This is a genomic window from Krasilnikovia sp. MM14-A1004, assembly GCF_047159485.1.
Classification (GTDB): domain Bacteria; phylum Actinomycetota; class Actinomycetes; order Mycobacteriales; family Micromonosporaceae; genus Actinoplanes.
This window is the reverse complement of the sequence record NZ_AP038773.1, coordinates 1,960,171-1,976,702: the sequence shown is the minus strand read 5'-3', so window position 1 is coordinate 1,976,702 and position 16,532 is coordinate 1,960,171. Positions and strand designations below refer to the sequence as shown.

The window sequence follows — 16,532 nt, the reverse complement described above, 5'->3', positions numbered from 1 at the left end:
CCGTCGGACAAAGGAGAACAGAATGCCACTGACCGGAGAGTACGAGCCGAGCCCGACCGACTGGGCCCGCCAGCAGGCCGAGTCGTACGAGGCGTCCGGCGGGACCGAGGCCGACACCATCCTCGGCCTGCCCATCGTGCTGCTGACCTCGGTGGGTGCCAGGACCGGCAAGCTGCGCAAGACCCCGCTCATGCGGGTGGAACACGACGGCCGGTACGTGGTGGTCGGCTCGCTGGGCGGTGCCCCGAAACACCCGGTGTGGGTGTACAACCTGCGCAAGAATCCGCGGGTCGAGCTGCAGGACGGCGCGGAACGGCACGACTATCTGGCGCACGAGACCGAGGGCGCGGAGCGCGACGAGTGGTGGCTACGGGCGGTCGCCGCGTTCCCCCGGTACGCGGAGTACCAGCGCAACACCGAGCGGGTCATCCCGGTGTTCGTGCTCACCCGCGTCCAGGACTGACCGGCGGCGGGGGCCCGGTGCTGCGCGCCACGGTCGGTTCCGGTCCGGGCGGACGCCGCGAGAGCCCGGGCGTTCCCGCTGGCCGTCGAGGGAAAACGGGATGCCGCATCGGCGGTCCTGGCTGATCATGGAAAGCATGCGTGCCCCTCACCAGACCGTCGACCGGCTCGGCAGCCGCGCCGTGGAGCAGGCGGTCAACCCGCCCGCCTCCACCGGCGCCGCGGCCCGGTCACACGCGTCCGGCGCGGTGCCGGTGTCCGGCGCCGTCGACGACGCCGACCGGCTGGTGGACGTGGTCGACCTGCTGGCCCTGGACGGGTTCACGACGGGTCGGGAGCCGTTCGGCCGGACCAGCACCCTGGAGAACGTCCGGGCGGATGCCCGGCTCAGCACGGACGACGCCCGCACCGTGCGGGAGGCGTCCGAGGAGGACATCCACAGCCGCCTCGCCGTGGGTGACGGGTGGACGCTGCACGTGATCCGGTGGCCGCAGAGCCGGCGCGCCAGGGTGACCGTCACCGCGACCACCGCGGAACTGGCCGAGCGGGTGCTGGCGAGCGTGACCGAGGGTGCGGTGGAGCCGCCCGCGCCCGCGGCCGACACCGTACCGGTGGGCTTCTGGCACTTCGGGCAGCACGGGCCACGCCGCGTGCCACGTGAGATCGACGCGGCCGGGTGGCCGCAGATCCGCCGCAACTACGCGAGCGCGGTGGCCCGTACCCTCGAACGGCTCATGGCCCTGGACGGCACGTCGATCAACGGCCGGCTGCTGCTCCTGCACGGGGAGCCGGGCACGGGCAAGACCACGGCGCTGCGCGCACTCGCCCAGGCGTGGCGCGGGTGGTGCCAGGTGGACTGCGTGCTGGATCCGGAGCGGCTGTTCAGCGATCCCGCGTATCTGATGAGTGTCGCGCTGGGCGGCGGGGACGACGACGAGCCGCGCTGGCGGCTGCTGATGCTGGAGGACTGCGACGAGCTGATCAGGGGCGAGGCCAAGGCGAACGCCGGGCAGTCGTTGTCGCGGCTGCTCAACCTGACCGACGGTCTGCTCGGGCAGGGCCGCCACGCGCTCATCGCGATCACCACGAACGAGGACCTGGCGTCGCTGCATCCGGCCGTCGTGCGGCCGGGCCGCTGCCTGGCCAGCATCGAGGTCGGGCGGCTGCCGTACGCCGAGGCGGTGTCCTGGCTGGGCCGCCCGTCGGGGATCGGCGCGGACGGCGCCACGCTTGCCGAACTGTACGCGCTGCGCACGGACGCCCGCCCGCTCACGGTCGCCGCCGCACCGCCCGCGACGGGCCTCTACCTCTGAGGCCTACTCGGGCTGGTTACCGGCCGCGCCACCGACCCGGTACGGGGTGCTGACCCCCTGGTACGCCAGGTGGGCCAGCAGCCCCTCCGCCGCGTGCTGCAGGTTGTGGCAGTGATCCACCCAGATGCCCGGGTTGTCCGCGATGAACGCGATCTCGTACGTGTCGCCGTCGGCCACGTCGAGGGAGTCGACCCACCACGGGCTGCCCGTGGCGGCGGTCCCGTTGCGGCTGAGCACCACGGCGTGATGGCCGTGCAGATGCATGGGGTGCACCTCGCCGCTGGTGTTCGCGACCGTCATCCGTACGACGTCACCGGTGGCGACCATGAACATCGGCAGGTCCGGGAAGAGATGCCCGTTGACCGTCCACCACAGACCGGGGCGGCCGTCGAGGAAGCCGGGGCGGCGGCCGACCCGGTACTCGAAGACCCGGGTGGCCCTGGCGGGGTCGAAGCCGAGCGGTGCGGGTGTGCCGTACCCGAGCAGGTCGAGGGTGGCCCGCGGCTGTGCGGTGGTGGGCGCGCCCGGTCCGGGGCCGACGGCCAGGGCCGTGCTCGCACCGACCTCGACGCGGGCGCCGGCCTCCGGCACGGTGAACGCCACGTCGATCCGGCCGCCCGCGGTGACCAGCACGGCGGTGTCCGTGACCGCCGACGGCCCGTGCACGTCCCGCCCGTCCACTGCCACCACCTCGTACGGGGCGCCGCCGACCCAGACGCGGATCGGCCCGGCGTCGGTGTTGATGATCCGGGCGCGTACCCGCATGCCGGGCCGGACGTTGAGGCTGCTCACCCCCGCCCGGCCGTTGACCGTGCGCTTCCCGCCGTACGTGTGCACCGCGACGACCGGGTCCGCATCGGATCCGACGGTGGCGGGCGGTGCGGGCGTGACGACCAGCGCGCCGAACAAGCCGAGCCGGACCTGTTCGTGGCCGACCTGATGGGAGTGGTACCAGTACGTTCCCGCGTCGCGCACCACGAACCGGTACACGTGTGACCCGCCGCGCCCGACCGCGTCCTGGGTGACGCCCGCGACGCCGTCCTCGGCGTTGGGCACGTCGACGCCGTGCCAGTGCAGGGTGACGCCGTCCGGCACTGACTCGTTGACCAGCCGCACCTCGACGAGCTGCCCCTGCCGGGCCCGGATCTCCGGGCCGGGCGAGACGTGGTTGAGGGTGTATCCGGCGCCCTCGCGGCGGGCGGTGAGGGTGACCGACACGTCGGCCGGGCCGGACGGGCCGGTCAGGTCGGCGACGCTCAGGCCGCCGACGTGCCCGTGACCGGGTGGGCCGCCGCCGTCGTCGGGATACCCCATGGCGGCCATGTCGTAGGTGTCCGGTACGAGGCTGCGCTGCCAGAACCAGCCGAGCGGTCCGAGCACGGCCGCGGCCGCCACCACGGCGACGACCAGGCGCAGGCGTCCGGACACCGGGTCAGGCCGGGGTGGCCGCGGCGGCCTCGCCCGCACGGCGCGCCTTGGCGGCGGCGACCGAGGCGACACCGGCGACCGCGAACGCGTTGATGCCGTGCAGCAGGCCGACGAACGGGACGCTCGCACCGGTGGTGCCCAGCACCACCTGGAGCAGGACCACGCCGAGGGTGATCGCGGCCCACATCACCCCGCCGGGCACCTTGGCGAAGAACGCGACCAGGAGCAGCAGCACCGCGATCGTGGGCAGCACCATCATGCCGATGACCTCGTGCGCCTCGTGGCCGCCGTTCATCGTGTTCTTGTCGAACACGCCGCCGGAGTCGGTGTCGTGCAGCACCACGAACCAGGCGTACGCGACGGTGGCGGCCTGCACCACGACGCCGACGGCGATGAGCAGGGCCAGGACCCGGTAGGCGGTGCGCATCTGCGCCTCCTGTGCAGCGGCGGTACGAGACCGGCACAGGCTAGTGGATGCCGCCGCGCCGCTCGGGCAGGGTCCGGCGTGGCGTGGTCGGCGTCGCGCGTGGGAGCAGGGCCGGCGCGGCGCCGGCCCTGCTCGGGGCGCACTGTTCAGTCGAGCGGGTCGAGCGTGATGGACGCGTGCACCGGCGCCCCGTCGTGCACGAGCGACTCGTGGGCGCCGACATCGTCGAAGGCGAACGCGTACGCCCGGCCGTCCGCCATCTGCGCGTGCACGAGCCGGGCGTACTCGTTGGTGACGTCGTCGGCGTAGAACTCGCCCGGCTCGTTGTACGGCTGGTCCGCGCTGGACAGCAGCGTGCCCCTGTTGTACCCGGCGCACAGGGTCCGTGAGATCGGGCCGCGGACCAGGTCGTTGGGGGCGTCGAGCAGCTTGTAGCAGCCGAGGATGCTGTCGGAGTCCGGCTTGCCGAAGGTGGTGACGACCCGCCCGGCCGCGTCCGTGAACGTCATGACGTCCCCGGTGACCCGGCCGTAGTACTCGATCTCGGGCGATTGGGCGAACGGGGCGACGGTCAGGGTCTGGACGCGGTACCGGTCCCAGACCCGGTTGACGTAGTCGTCCAGCAGGGTGCCCGGCAGCGCACCGGCCTCCACGCCGTGACCGGGGGCCAGCGCCCGCAGGACGGTGCCGTCGGAGCGGGTACGGACCAGGCCCGCCCATCCGCCGGGCAGGTCCTGCAGCGCGTCGAAGAACGCCCGGTAGCCGCCGGGCTTGAGCCGCCCGGTGCTGATGGTGCTGCCGTCGCTCCTGGTGAGCCCGACCGCGTACGGGGCGGAGAACATGTCGACCTGGGTGCTGTTGATCCACAGGCCGTCGTCGTTGAGGGTGTATTCGGTCCAATTGAACAGGGTGTCGGCGTTGGGGTCGGCCGGGCTCTGCACGGCGGGCTGGACGAGGCCCCCGGTGGCGAGTTGGAAGACGAGCTTGCGGCCGTACGAGAAGTAGACCCGGCCGGAGAACTTCGGCATCCGGATCGTGAGGCTGGCGCCCGCGGCGGGCCCGGTGATCGAGGCGTCCGGTGCGTCCACGGGCGGTGAGCCGCCGCCGGGCCAGGGATGGAAGGTGCCGCTGGCGTCGGCCCAGCCCTGTTGGCCCGTGCTGAGCAGGGTGCCGATGTTGTACACGTACACCTGCTCGCCGCGACCCGACTGGTTGGCGATGGTCAGCGGGAGCGTGTCGGCCGTGACCGCGGCCTCGGCGCCGGTCGTCGTGATGGCCGTGACTGCGGTGCTGATGCCGACCGCGAGCGCGGCGGCGGCTGCCGCTAGGCGGCGTCGGCGGCGGGGCTGGCGAGGTTGCTCGAACACGGTGGACCCTCCTGCAACGTCGGGTCCGCCGGCGCGGGGACGGAGCGCCGACGGTGGCGGGACGGTGCTTCACGGCCGTGAGAGCGCTCTCAGCATCCGTGGAGTGAGTCATGATTGTCAATGGCACGTTAACGCCAGATTTCCGAATCCGGTGGTTCCGGAACCGCGCCCCCGGATCCGCCCCGGTCCCCGACATGCCAGGGGAGTCAGGCGGGGCGGCGGACGGGCATGCCCGCGGCGGCTACCCTCGGTGGCGACGGCGCCCGACCGGACGCCCCGCACCGGGGATCACCCGTGCACGGCGGGACAGCGTCCGCACATCGACCAGGAGGCTTCTCCCGCATGGCCAGCCAGCCCGCGTCCAGCCGGCGCTCCCTCTGGATCGCGACGGGCACTGTGGTCGTCGCCCTGCTGGGGCTCGGCGCGGCGACCGCCGTACAGACGAAGGCCGAGACCAGCCACATGGCGCCGCCGCCCCCGCCCGTCACCCGGAGCGCGTCGGCCCCGCCCGCACCGACCGGCGGGCCCGCCACGACCCCGCCGGAGCGCTCGGCACACACCCTGCTGGCCCAGCCCCGGGCCGCCGGCGCCTGGCCCGGCCCGAACGGCCTGTCGGGCGTCAACGGCGACCCCGTGCTGGACGCCGCGAGTGTCGCGCAGTTCTGCGCCGAGCGGGGCCGGGCCTGCCGGGTCGCCCAGACCTACACCGACCGGACCTCCTACGAGACCATGACCAGCGGCACGGGGTGGACCTTCGAGTACTTCGAAGACTTCGACGGGGTACTGGTCATCTCCCAGGGCCTGGTGCCGATCGGCGGCGAGGCCGCGCTGCCCGCCTGCGCGCGGGGCGAGTTCGACCAGTCCTGGCGCAACTTCGGCAACCTCATGGTCCAGTACGGCCGGGGTGACTCGATCGTGCGGTTGGGGTGGGAGTTCAACGAGCGTACGAGCCAGTGGGGCGGGCGCGACCCGCAGACGTGGATCGCCTGTTACCGCCACGCCGCCGACAACATCCGCGCCACCAACCCCGCCGTGGTGTTCGACTGGACCATCAACGCGCACAGCACCCCACAGCACCTCTGCGGCGGCCTGAGCACCAACTGCTACCCCGGCGACGAGTACGTCGACATCGTCGGCATCGACAATTACGACCACTATCCGTGGTCGCCCACCAAGGCCGACTTCGACCGCATCGCCGCCCGCCCCGAGGGCCTCACCTGGCTGTACGAATTCGCGCTGCGCCACGGCAAGCCGTTCGCCGTGGGCGAGTGGGGCGTCGTGCCGACCGGGGACGCGGGCCGGGACAATCCGCAGTTCATACGCTGGATGCACGAGTGGTTCGCCGCGCGAGCGCCGCATCTGGCGTATGAGGCGTATTTCTCCAACTGTGACACCGGAGGTGTCCAGTCCAGCCTGTTCCGCGTGGACGCACGCTGCGTGCGCAATCCGGGCTCCGCTGACGTCTACCGGGGACTCTTTGGCGCCTAAATAGGTACAAATCCAATCAAGTTCATCACTCTCCGCATTTGTCCGGAATTGCCAAGTTAGGCTCCGAGCGAGATGGCCCGACGACGCCGCTGTGCGCACGGGCCCACCCAGCCCATAACGCGGTTCTTGGAACCCCGTAGGAGGACCCTCGCATGCGGAAGTCCCAACGCAGGGCCGGCGCGTATCTGTTACGCGCCGGTATCGCGACGACGGCGGTGGCCGCCGCCGTCATCGCGTCCAGTACGGCGGCATTGGCCGCCGACGTCGTCGTCACCTTCAGCCCGACATCCGGCACCGTCGGCGGTGGTAACAGCATCACCGTGACCGGTACCGGCGTGTACACCAGCGTCACCACACCGGGCGCACGGCTCACGAGTGCGACCACCTGCCCCACCACTTTGGGCACCACGTCGTCGGCAGGCAACTTCATCGCGACCGCGACCAAGACCGACGCGAACAGCGGTACGGTCACCGTGCCCGCTGCCGTCGCGCTCGCCGGCACCTACCGCGTCTGCCTGTACGCGGGCACCACCTCCACCTCCGCCATCGCCGGTCACTCGACCACCCCGGTGTACTCGGTGGTAGCGGCCACCCTGTCGTCAACGCCGGCGACCGCCGGGGCCGGTAACACGGCCACGCTGACGGTCACGGCGGGCGGCGCGGCGTGGCTGACGAACTACACCACGATCGGCGCGCTGTTCGCCACGGGCACCTGCCCGACCCTCTACACCACGACCAGCGTCACCACCGCCACCGCGACGAAGACCAACGCGACGGATGCCTCTGTGACGGCGCCGAACACGCTGGCCAACGGTACGTACAACCTGTGCGTCTACGGCGGCACCACCGTGGGTACCAGCGCACTGCTCGGCTCGGGCAGCACCCTCAAGGTGCTCCCCGGCATCACGCTCAGCCCGTCCGTCGGACCGGCTGGCGTGGCGACGCCGATCACCGTGACCGGTGCCACCGCGATCCTCAGCGGCATCACCTCGCCGGGTGTGCAGTTCAACCGCACCGCCTGCACCGACACCTACGGCGCCACGCCGGCCGGTGACGTCGGCACGAGTATCACCAAGATCTCGAACAGCAAGCTCGTTGTCACAGTGCCGACGAGCGTGGACCTGACGGGCGCGGAGACGAGCGCGCAGTACAACACCTGCGTCTACGCGGGCACGGGCCCGGGCGCCCTGCTCATAGCCGCCGCGGCCACCTACACCATCGCGCCCAACGTCTCGCTGACGGCCATCAACCCGGCCGCCGGTCCGGCGCAGGGCGGCAGCACGGTGACGATCACCGGTACGGGCTTCCCGACCGACCCGACGGCCGTGAGTGTCTCCATCGGCGGCAGCCCGGTGACCGTCACCGGGGTGACCGGCACCTCGATCACCGGCACGACCAGCGCACACGCGCCGGGCCAGTTCAACGTGAGCGTCACCACCGCCGCGGGTACTAAGACCCTGACCGGCTCGAACGGGTTCACCTTCGCGTACGGCATCACGGTCACGCCGAACACGGCACCGCCCGCACCCACGAGCGGAACGCCGCCGACGGTGTTCCTGGACATCCTGGGCGCCGGATTCTCGGCCCTGACGTGGGGCACGGGCAACCCGGTCGCGAACGGTGACGCACGGGTCTTCCTGGTCAACGACACCTACGACCCGACCGCGTCCACGGGTGACTGGGCCAACCCGCCGATCACCGAGTGCACCAGCGTGATCCCGATCTCGGACACGGAGATCATCTGCTCGTTCGACCTCGCCACGACGCTGAACGCGGACGGCACGACGAACACCGCGGACGTCCCGATCGGCACCTACACCGTGACGGTGGTCAGCGACTCCACGCCGGGCGCCAGCCTGACGGCGGGTGTGGACACGTCGATCGTCTCCAGCGGATCGACCTTCACGGTCGCGCCGTTCTGATCGGTGGCACAGCACTGAGCGACCGGTCCGACAGGACGATCGCCTGACGGAAAAGAGCATGCGGCGGCGGCCCGGAGCGAACGCTCCGGGCCGCCTTCGTGCCCCGCTTTCCGGGGCGGCTTCGGCCGGTCATCGGAGCACGCTCGCTGCACCGGGCTGACGCAAACGGAAAGGCCGGCCGCACTCAGGCGGCCGGCCGATTCGAGATGAGGCTGGCGCTCAGTCCAGCGTGGCCAGCGTACGGTCGATGATCGCGACGCTGTTCGCCGTAGCGGGGCGCCCGGACGGCTTCACCGCGATGGTGAACACGCTGCGTTCGGAGCTGGTGTTCCAGCAGAGCAGCATCGTCGGGCGAATCGTGGCCGGTGTGTTCGTGCTCGTCCGGATCCGTTGCGTACAGCGGGCTTCACCCGCCTTCTTCCCCTTGTCGGCGGCCCAGCCCAGCGGGCCGTATCCGGTGAGGTCCTGATGAGCGGAGAACACCGTGATGCTTTCGCCGCCGGTGCGCACCATCGACGTGGTCAGGTCCTGCGGAGCCACCGCGACCTGACCCTGGGTCACCGGACGGTGGACCCTGCTGGCAGCCGAGCGTGCGGCCGAACGGACCGCCGCGATCTGCTCGGCCGTGGTCTTTGGTCGCGGGGTCGTCACGGCGGGCGACGGGGTGCGCTTGACTCCCGCCTTCGGCTGGGGCGCCTTGGAACCAGTGGTGGCGGCACCGGTTCCGGCCGTGGCGCCCGGGCCGGTGCCGCCCGGCCCCGGCTGCACGACAGCGCCGGTCCCGGCGGCGGTGTCGGTGTCCCTGGTCGCGCGGTCCGCGACCAGATAGACCCCGGCGCCCACGAGGGCGGTGACACCGAGGGCCCCGGCCAGGATCTGCTTGCGGCGCCGGGAACGGCGTGCCACGGCGGACGCGTACACGCCATCCGGCACGGGCTGCCCGGCGGCGGAGTCGTCGTGCTCTGCGTTGCGCATGTGCTGGAAGTCCTTTGCGGGTCTCGACTGGGTCGCCCCGCGGGAACGGCGACGGCCCCGAACGTCCATGGTCCCATCCGTACGGACATACCGGGCCAAAACAGAAGGCATTCTCACCGACCGTGACCGGGCGTCCCCGCTGGTGGATAGTCGATCGTCATGCTTGGATGGCGCCATGACGGGTGACCGCAGGGCACTGGTGCTGGGCGGGGGTGGCGTCACCGGCGTCGCCTGGGAGATCGGCCTGCTGCACGGCCTCGCCGAGCACGGCCTCGACCTGACCGGCGCCGACCTGTTCGTGGGCACCTCGGCCGGCTCCGTGGTGGCCGCGCAGGTGACCACGGGCGCCGACCTGGCCGAGATGTACGCATCCCAGCGCGCCGCCGCCACGCACGAGATCGCGGCGAAGATCGGCGCCCGGGTGATCTGGCACTTCGCGATCGCGGGGCTCTGGCCCGGCGACGGCCGCCAGGGCCGCGCCCGCATCGGCCGGGCCGCGTTGCGCGCCCGTACGGTGCCGGAGGCCGAACGCCTCGCGGTGATCGCGCAACGGGTCAGCACGGACGAGTGGCCCACCACCCCGCTGCTCATCCCCGCGGTCGTCGCCGAGACCGGCGAGGTGGTGGTCTTCGACCGCGGCAGCGGCGTGTCCCTGGTCGACGCGGTCGCGGCCAGCTGCGCGGTCCCCCTGGTCTGGCCGCCGATGACAGTGAACGGAACCCGGTACGTCGACGGCGGCGTGCGCTCGGTGGCCAACGTCGACCTCGCCCGCGGTTGCCAGCGGGTGGTCGTGATCGCCCCGATGAGCCGGTCCGCCCGCCGCGCGGGCCGCCCGGACGCCCAGGCCGCGGCACTGGGCCCCGGCGTGCGGTCCGTCGTGGTGAGCCCGGACGCCGCCGCGGTGACGGCGATCGGCCCCAACGCGCTCGACCCCGCCCGCCGTGCGCCCGCCGCCGAGGCGGGACGGTCGCAGGCGGCCGAGGCCGTGGCGCGTGTCCGCGAGGTCTGGAACTAGCCGACCCCGACCCCGGCGTTGCCCGTGGGCAGCTTGCGGCCACCCCGGTCGTACGCGGCCAGCCGGCTGATCCCCCGGGTGGCCGGGTCGAACCAGAACACCACCACGGAGCGGTCCTCGCTCCACCGCGCCTGATGCGCGGTGACCGTACGGCCGTTCGCGCGGGCGGTGATCCGGGTCGCCGGGCCCGCGTAGTAGCCGAACGTCGGTGACTGGCCCGCCTCGATGCCCATCCCGGCCTGCACGGCGTGGAAGCCGGGCGCCCGGTCGGAGCCGGTGACCTCGTTGGTCATGACGTCCGCGGTGAGCGTCCCACCCGGCAGCCGTCGTCCGGCCATCACCCCGAAATGCACGGTCGGCAGGGCCTTCTCGGCGACGGGCACGCCGTAGAACACCCAGGTGCCCTCGCGGGCGGCGATGCCGCTGTCGATGACCTGGCCGATGGGCTCGGGCTTCGGCGGGTTGGGGTCGGGCCGCCCGGGTGCGCCACTGGTCGACGGCACGGGGGCCGCCGACGCGCTCGGCGCCGCGCCCGCCCCGACGGCCGGACCGCCGGTCCTCGCGGTCATCCCGGCGTTGGCGGCCACCGTACCGGCGGCGATGACGGCGGCGCAGGCCACGGCCGAGCCGCCCGCGTACAGCCAGCGGTTCCTCGTGCTCTTCATGGGGTGGATCCCCTCCTCGATGATCGGGTGGTGTGGTGCGCAGATCGAGACGGGTGGTGGCGGCGAAAAGTTGCCGCCGCGACCGGCAACCTTTCGGGGCGCTCGCTCGTAGTTGCGGCCGTGGCAGAGATGGCAGCGCATGGCGCGCGGTGACGACGAGTTCGTCGAGTTCGCGACGGCGAGCTCGGCTCGGTTGCAGCACGTGGCGTTCCTGCTGACCGGCGACCGGCACGAGGCCGAGGACGCGGCACAGGCCGCGCTGGTACGCACGTACGCGGCGTGGGCCCGGGTCCGCCGCCGCGACGCCTACGCGTACGCCCGCACCGTGCTGGCCAACCTGGTCACCGACAAGTGGCGCCGCCCCCTGCGCGAGTACGCCACGGAGCAGCTGCCCGAGGGACCGGTCCCGCGCGATCTCGCCGACGACGTGACCCGGCGGCGCTGGCTGATCGGCGCGCTGGACGTGCTGTCACCCCGGGAACGGGCGGTGATCGTGTTGCGCCACTACGTGGATCTGCCCGAGGCGGAGGTGGCGCGGGAGTTGAACCTCTCCCTCGGCACCGTCAAGAGCCTCAACTCGCGGGGCCTGGCCAAGCTGCGCGTCACGGTGGTGGACCCGCCCGTGCCGGGACAGCGCAGGAACCAGGAGAGCGGAGTGCACCGATGACCGACCTCGACGACCTGCGCGACGCGTTGCAGTCGCCGCCGGGCTTTGCGCCCCGGGTCCTCAACCTCGATCAGGTCATGGCGTCCGGGGGGCGGTTGCGTCGCCGGCGCCGCGTCGCCGTGGGTGCCGCCTCCGCGCTGGCCGTCGGCGTCCTGCTGGTCGGCGGTGGCCAGGTGGCCCGCCTGGCGGGTGGGCCACCCAGCGCGCCGGCCGGTCCCGCCGGGGTCGCGACCGCTCCGAACAGCCACGTACTGGGCGAGGTGATGCCGACCGGGGTGAAGGCCGACGCCGCCGAGTGGGTGCTCTACGCCCAACCCGTGGAGGTTCCGGGCCAGTCCGGCGTGCATTTCGGGTTCCAGCTCGGGCGCCGGTCCGCCGACGGGTCCCTGAGGGACGAGGTCATGACGAACGACGTCGATGGCTCCGACCGCAGTCCCGGCTTCCACGCCGTGCAGCGCGCCATGACGATCGACGCCGGGACGACGCTGACGTTCGGCTACTACGTCGGAGCGCCGGCGACCATCACCGCCCGCGCCGACGGGCGCACGGTGATCGCCGAGCGCGCGGTGTGGAGCGAGGACTCGTCGGTCACCGTGTTCTGGTTCCGGCCGCGCGACGTCACGCCGAGCACGAAACTGAGCAGGTTGACCGCGAAGGACGCGCAGGGCCGGGTGCTGCCCGCCGGCGACACGAGCGTCGCAGTGGGATGACCCGGGCGCCCGAGGGCCGGGAAGTCGGACACCGGCCCTCGGGCGCTCGCGGGCCGACCCGCGGGGAGATCCCCTCGCGCGGTCGGGACCGACCCCCGGGGTCAGTCGCGGAAGGTCCGGCGTAGGCGTGCGGCGAGGCTGAGCGGGCTGGGCGCGGCCGAAACCGCGCCGGGACGGGGCGCGGCCGCTACCCGGTCGCGCGGGGTGGCCGGCCGGCTGGTCGCACCCGCCCGGTCGTAGTCCGCCGTGGCGATGGCCTCGACGATCTGGGCGTCGCCGAAGTTCTCCGAACCCGGGATGGAGGGCACGAAGCCCACCAGCATGCCGTCACGCATGACCTGGGCCTCGAGACCGGCCGTACCGTCGGTGTCCCAGATCGCCTCGCGCCCGCCCGGCAGCACGACGCGGACGCCGTGCCGCGTAAGGCCGGCATGCGGCAATTTCACATGCGCGAAAACGTTGCGGGTTTGCAGGGTCTCGACGATCCGGGTGGCTCGTTCTGCATCCATGTTCTGAAAGTTAGCGGCCGAACTTGTGCGCACGCTGAAGACCGGCTGCAAAGCCGGTGAGAGTACGCCACTATTCGCACACGTAACATGACTGCATGACATAGATGCAGGTGACATCGACGGATGTTACTACGAGGTAACACCGATGTCACTGTGTTTCTTTACCTCTTCTCTTGACTTACTCTGCGGTAACCGGAGCGCTTCGGCCCCCATCCCATCGCGGATCCGGAGGCCCCACCGATGAGCAGACGCCTTTCCGTCCTGGCCTGCCTCGTCACGACGACCCTGCTGACCGCCCTGACCGCAGCCCCCGCCCAGGCAGCGGTCACCTACCAGAACACCGACTACGTCGCGCTCGGCGACTCCTTCTCGGCCGGTGCCGGCGCACCGGACCAGAGCGGGCTGTGCCTGCGCAGCGTCTTCGCCTACCCGGCCCAATGGGCCACTGAGAACCACCCCAAGTCGTACACGAACATCGCCTGCTACGGCGCCACCATCGACAGCATGCGGCTGACCCAGATGATTGCGCTGAGCGACAAGACCGACCTGGTCACCGTCACCATCGGCGGTAATGACGCGGGATTCGGGCCGGTCGTCATCTCCTGCACCCTGCTGTCCGACAGCGGCTGCAAGTCGATCGTGGACGTAGCACACGACTATGTCCGCGACGTCCTGCCCGGCAAACTCGATGCGGCGTACCGGGATATCCGCTCGCACGCACCGAACGCGGACATCGTGGTGCTGGGCTACCCCGTCCTGTTCGACACGACGTCCGAGAGCTGCGGCTTCGCGGGCATGAGCATCGCCAAGCGGCAGATGATCAATGCGGGCGACAATGACCTCAACGACATCATCCGCGACCGCGCCCGCGCGGCCGGATTCCGGTACGCCGAGGTTCGTAACAACTTCGACGGCCGTGGCATCTGCGCCAACGGCGCCTGGATCAACGGCATCACCGTGACCCCACCGACCGACTCCTTCCACCCCAACCAGACGGGCTACACCGACGGCTACATGCCCGCCCTGCTCGACGCACTCTGATCCGTCCGCAAGCGCGGCCCGGCGGCGGCCACCACGCCGCCGGGCCGTCCGTCCGCCGCATCGCGGGGCCCCGGAGGACATCGGGGCCCCGCGATCGCCGCCGCTCTGCGATCATCGTCGCCATGATCCGGCTCTATTCGCTGTTCGCGCTGCTCGACCTGGCCCTGCTGGTCGTGGCGCTGATCGACTGCCTCTCCGCCGAGGAGTACACGATCCGGGCACTGCCCCGCGCGGTGTGGGTCCTGCTGATCCTGCTCTTCTCGCCGATCGGCGCGATCGCATGGTTCGTCGCCGGCCGCCCCGCCCGGCCCGTACGCCTCAGCAATGGACAGGTGTGGCGGCCCGGTAGCGGGTTCCCTGAGAACGAGCGGCCCCGTCCCCGGCCGGTCGCGCCGGACGACGACCCGGAGTTTCTCCGCGGCCTCGCGCCGTCCCGGAAACAGGACGAGGAGCTGCTCCGGCGCTGGGAGGCCGACCTGCGGCAGCGCGAGGAGGAACTGCGCCGCAGATCCGAGGAGCAGTAGGCCTGGCCGGGGACACGCCTCACCAGGTGAAGACGTCGCTGACGCTGCGGCCGCTCACCTCACCGGTCCCGCGGGTCCGGTACTGCCACGACACCACCAACTGATACCGGTGCCCGCGCGGCGGGTTCAGCGCGGTGGGTCCGCAGGTCCGTCGGATCCCCGGATCGGCGTCCCGCACCCGGCGACAGTCTCTCGCAACCCCGGCCGGGCGGCCCGCGTCGACATCCACGAGGAACACCACCATGCCCGCTCGCCCACCGGCCGGGGCGGTCAGATCCGCCTGCACCTTGACGTCGGCACCGAGGGCGAAGCAGGCCTGCACGACGATCGGGCCGGAATCCGTGGACCGGACGTCCTGCCGGCACTGCGGCGGCCCGTACGGCGTCCCCCCGGGCGTTCGCGTGGGCGGGCGCGACGGCGGACCGGCGGGAGCCGGTCCGCGACTACGAGCGGTGGGGGACGGCACGGTACGAGTGACCGCGGCTTCGACCTGGCGGCGGGGCGGGTGGCCGGACAACGATCGCGGTGACGTCACGTCGGCGGTGGAGTGGCTGACACTCAGGTGCCCCGGTGCCGACGTGATGGACCGTGACCGCGCCGGCAGTACCACATCCGGCCCGGCGAGCTCGGTGTCTGCGATCGCGCCGTCCGTTCGGCCCAGCCGCGATGCGGTCGTGGCGGCGCCCGCGGCGACCATCACACCGCCCACCACCAGCACGACCGCAACCAGCGGGCGGGCCCAGCGCCGCTCCCCGGCCGGGTCGGGGTGACCCGCCCGTCCCGACCTGCTCGATCTGCCCGACCTGCCCGATCCGCCCGACCGCGGCGGCAGCGCCGCCGATCCCGCGGAGGCTGCCGACAAGCCCGATCCTGCCGGGCTCGTGGAGTCGACGCGGCCCGCCGGATCCACGATCCGAGTCGCACCGGCCGAATCGGGGGCCACGAACGCTGTGGGGTCGGCGCGGCCCGCCGGATCCAGGATCCGAGTCGCACCCGCCGAGCCCGGCGGCACGAATGCTGCGGCGTCGGCGCGGCCGGCCGGATCCAGGATCCTCCGAGTCGCACCGGCCGGGCTCTGGGCCTCCAGGGGGTGCCCGGGTACGACCCGTCCGGGTGGGTGCGGGAGCAGGCGCAGCTCGGCGACGAGGCCGGCGGCGGTGGGCCGCAACCGGGCGTCCGGTTGCAGACAGTCCCGGATGACCTCCCACAGTGGATCCGGGATGCCGGGGCGGCGCACCGGCTGCCCGGCCAGATGCTGCCGCATCAGCTCCGGCACCGAATCACCCTCGTACGGCGGATGGCCGGTGAGCAGTTCGTAGAGCAGCACGCCGAGGGCGTACACGTCTGCGGCGGGGGTGGCGGGCACCTTCTGGAACGACTCGGGCGCCATGTAGTGCGGGGTGCCGACGACCGCGTGCGGCATGGTGAGGCTGGGAGTGGTGAGCATCCGGGCGATGCCGAAGTCGGTGAGCCGCGTACGCAGCCGCCCGTCCTCGGATTCCAGCAGGATGTTGTCCGGCTTGAGGTCGCGGTGCACCACCCCGAGTTCGTGCGCCTCGGCGAGGGCTCCGGCGACCTGGGCCGTGAGCCGGGCCGCCTCAGCCGGTGCCACCGTACGGTGCTCGCGCAGGTGGTCGCGCAGGCTGCCGCCCGGCACCAGGTCCATGACCAGGGCCAGGGTCTCCCCCACACTGAACAGATCGCGCACCCGGACGACGTTGGGGTGCCGCAGCATGAGCAGGATGGTGCGTTCCTGGACGAAGCGGGAGACGAGTTTGGGCTGGTGGAGCAGCCCTTCGTAGAGCACCTTGACGGCGACCGGCGCGCCGGTGGCGCGGTCGACGCCGCGCCACACCTGGCCGGTGGCTCCCTGCCCGATGGGTTCGACGAGCAGGTACGAGCCACCGACGCACCGGCCGCTCAGATCCAGGGCCGACGGACCGTCGGCGGCCGCCGACGCGGCACCGCTTGCGGGATCCCGGGTCACCTGAGGTCGTGTCCTTCCGGCCGGCTGCCTTT

General features: G+C 72.2%; 16 protein-coding genes. 9 read left to right on the top strand and 7 right to left on the bottom strand.

Translation table 11 applies throughout. The features are described 5' to 3' along the window. Nucleotides 1–22 precede the first annotated feature (22 nt). Both ACMCNN_RS09040 and ACMCNN_RS09035 read left to right on the top strand, forming a co-directional pair. Nucleotides 23–463, top strand: coding sequence for a nitroreductase family deazaflavin-dependent oxidoreductase (locus ACMCNN_RS09040; RefSeq protein WP_412745729.1), 441 nt, complete (start codon nt 23–25; stop codon nt 461–463). A gap of 136 nt (nt 464–599) precedes the next feature. After that, a complete protein-coding gene (locus ACMCNN_RS09035) occupies nt 600–1,775 on the top strand; it encodes a DUF5925 domain-containing protein (RefSeq protein WP_412745728.1) in 1,176 nt (391 codons plus the stop codon). 3 nt (nt 1,776–1,778) lie between these two features. Here ACMCNN_RS09035 and ACMCNN_RS09030 read toward each other — a convergent pair whose 3' ends face one another. From ACMCNN_RS09030 to ACMCNN_RS09020, 3 genes are all read right to left on the bottom strand, one after another. After that, nucleotides 1,779–3,203: a multicopper oxidase family protein gene (locus tag ACMCNN_RS09030; RefSeq protein ID WP_412745727.1), complete on the bottom strand. Its 1,425-nt coding sequence runs from the start codon at nt 3,201–3,203 to the stop codon at nt 1,779–1,781. 4 nt (nt 3,204–3,207) lie between these two features. Continuing rightward, on the bottom strand, nt 3,208–3,630 hold the full coding sequence (locus ACMCNN_RS09025) for a hypothetical protein (RefSeq protein WP_412745726.1): 423 nt from the start codon (nt 3,628–3,630) through the stop codon (nt 3,208–3,210). 146 nt (nt 3,631–3,776) lie between these two features. Next, nucleotides 3,777–4,997, bottom strand: a complete 1,221-nt coding sequence (locus ACMCNN_RS09020) for a beta-1,3-glucanase family protein (RefSeq protein ID WP_412745725.1) — start codon at nt 4,995–4,997, stop codon at nt 3,777–3,779. Nucleotides 4,998–5,339: 342 nt separating this feature from the next. Here ACMCNN_RS09020 and ACMCNN_RS09015 point away from each other — a divergent pair, with 342 nt between their 5' ends. After that, nucleotides 5,340–6,485 (top strand): glycoside hydrolase family 26 protein, encoded by a 1,146-nt coding sequence (locus tag ACMCNN_RS09015; RefSeq protein ID WP_412745724.1) that lies wholly within the window; start codon nt 5,340–5,342, stop codon nt 6,483–6,485. A 152-nt stretch (nt 6,486–6,637) separates the two neighbouring features. Further along, nucleotides 6,638–8,407 (top strand): IPT/TIG domain-containing protein, encoded by a 1,770-nt coding sequence (locus tag ACMCNN_RS09010; RefSeq protein ID WP_412745723.1) that lies wholly within the window; start codon nt 6,638–6,640, stop codon nt 8,405–8,407. A gap of 219 nt (nt 8,408–8,626) precedes the next feature. Here ACMCNN_RS09010 and ACMCNN_RS09005 read toward each other — a convergent pair whose 3' ends face one another. Further along, nucleotides 8,627–9,382, bottom strand: a complete 756-nt coding sequence (locus ACMCNN_RS09005; protein WP_412745722.1) for a hypothetical protein — start codon at nt 9,380–9,382, stop codon at nt 8,627–8,629. Between the two features lie 175 nt (nt 9,383–9,557). Here ACMCNN_RS09005 and ACMCNN_RS09000 point away from each other — a divergent pair, with 175 nt between their 5' ends. Next, nucleotides 9,558–10,397: a patatin-like phospholipase family protein gene (locus tag ACMCNN_RS09000; RefSeq protein ID WP_412745721.1), complete on the top strand. Its 840-nt coding sequence runs from the start codon at nt 9,558–9,560 to the stop codon at nt 10,395–10,397. On the opposite strand, the gene ACMCNN_RS08995 is transcribed toward ACMCNN_RS09000, so the two are convergent. Then, nucleotides 10,394–11,062, bottom strand: coding sequence for a hypothetical protein (locus tag ACMCNN_RS08995; RefSeq protein ID WP_412745720.1), 669 nt, complete (start codon nt 11,060–11,062; stop codon nt 10,394–10,396). The genes ACMCNN_RS09000 and ACMCNN_RS08995 overlap by 4 nt on opposite strands. Nucleotides 11,063–11,201: 139 nt before the next feature. Between ACMCNN_RS08995 and ACMCNN_RS08990 the strand changes: the two genes are divergently transcribed. Continuing rightward, a complete protein-coding gene (locus tag ACMCNN_RS08990; RefSeq protein ID WP_412745719.1) occupies nt 11,202–11,729 on the top strand; it encodes a SigE family RNA polymerase sigma factor in 528 nt (175 codons plus the stop codon). Beyond that, the gene (locus ACMCNN_RS08985; protein ID WP_412745718.1) at nt 11,726–12,439 is read left to right on the top strand and encodes a hypothetical protein; all 714 of its coding nucleotides are present in this window, start codon (nt 11,726–11,728) and stop codon (nt 12,437–12,439) included. The genes ACMCNN_RS08990 and ACMCNN_RS08985 overlap by 4 nt, the downstream gene beginning before the upstream one ends. Before the next feature lie 101 nt (nt 12,440–12,540). Here the strand turns inward: ACMCNN_RS08985 and ACMCNN_RS08980 are convergent, their stop codons facing one another. After that, a complete protein-coding gene (locus ACMCNN_RS08980) occupies nt 12,541–12,999 on the bottom strand; it encodes a hypothetical protein (protein WP_412745717.1) in 459 nt (152 codons plus the stop codon). Nucleotides 13,000–13,188: 189 nt separating this feature from the next. Here ACMCNN_RS08980 and ACMCNN_RS08975 point away from each other — a divergent pair, with 189 nt between their 5' ends. Beyond that, complete coding sequence (locus tag ACMCNN_RS08975) at nt 13,189–13,989, top strand: SGNH/GDSL hydrolase family protein (RefSeq protein ID WP_412745716.1); 801 nt, start codon at nt 13,189–13,191, stop codon at nt 13,987–13,989. Between the two features lie 122 nt (nt 13,990–14,111). Next, nucleotides 14,112–14,513, top strand: coding sequence for a PLD nuclease N-terminal domain-containing protein (locus ACMCNN_RS08970; RefSeq protein ID WP_412745715.1), 402 nt, complete (start codon nt 14,112–14,114; stop codon nt 14,511–14,513). A gap of 19 nt (nt 14,514–14,532) precedes the next feature. On the opposite strand, the gene ACMCNN_RS08965 is transcribed toward ACMCNN_RS08970, so the two are convergent. After that, on the bottom strand, nt 14,533–16,500 hold the full coding sequence (locus ACMCNN_RS08965) for a protein kinase domain-containing protein (protein ID WP_412745714.1): 1,968 nt from the start codon (nt 16,498–16,500) through the stop codon (nt 14,533–14,535). Nucleotides 16,501–16,532 lie beyond the last annotated feature (32 nt).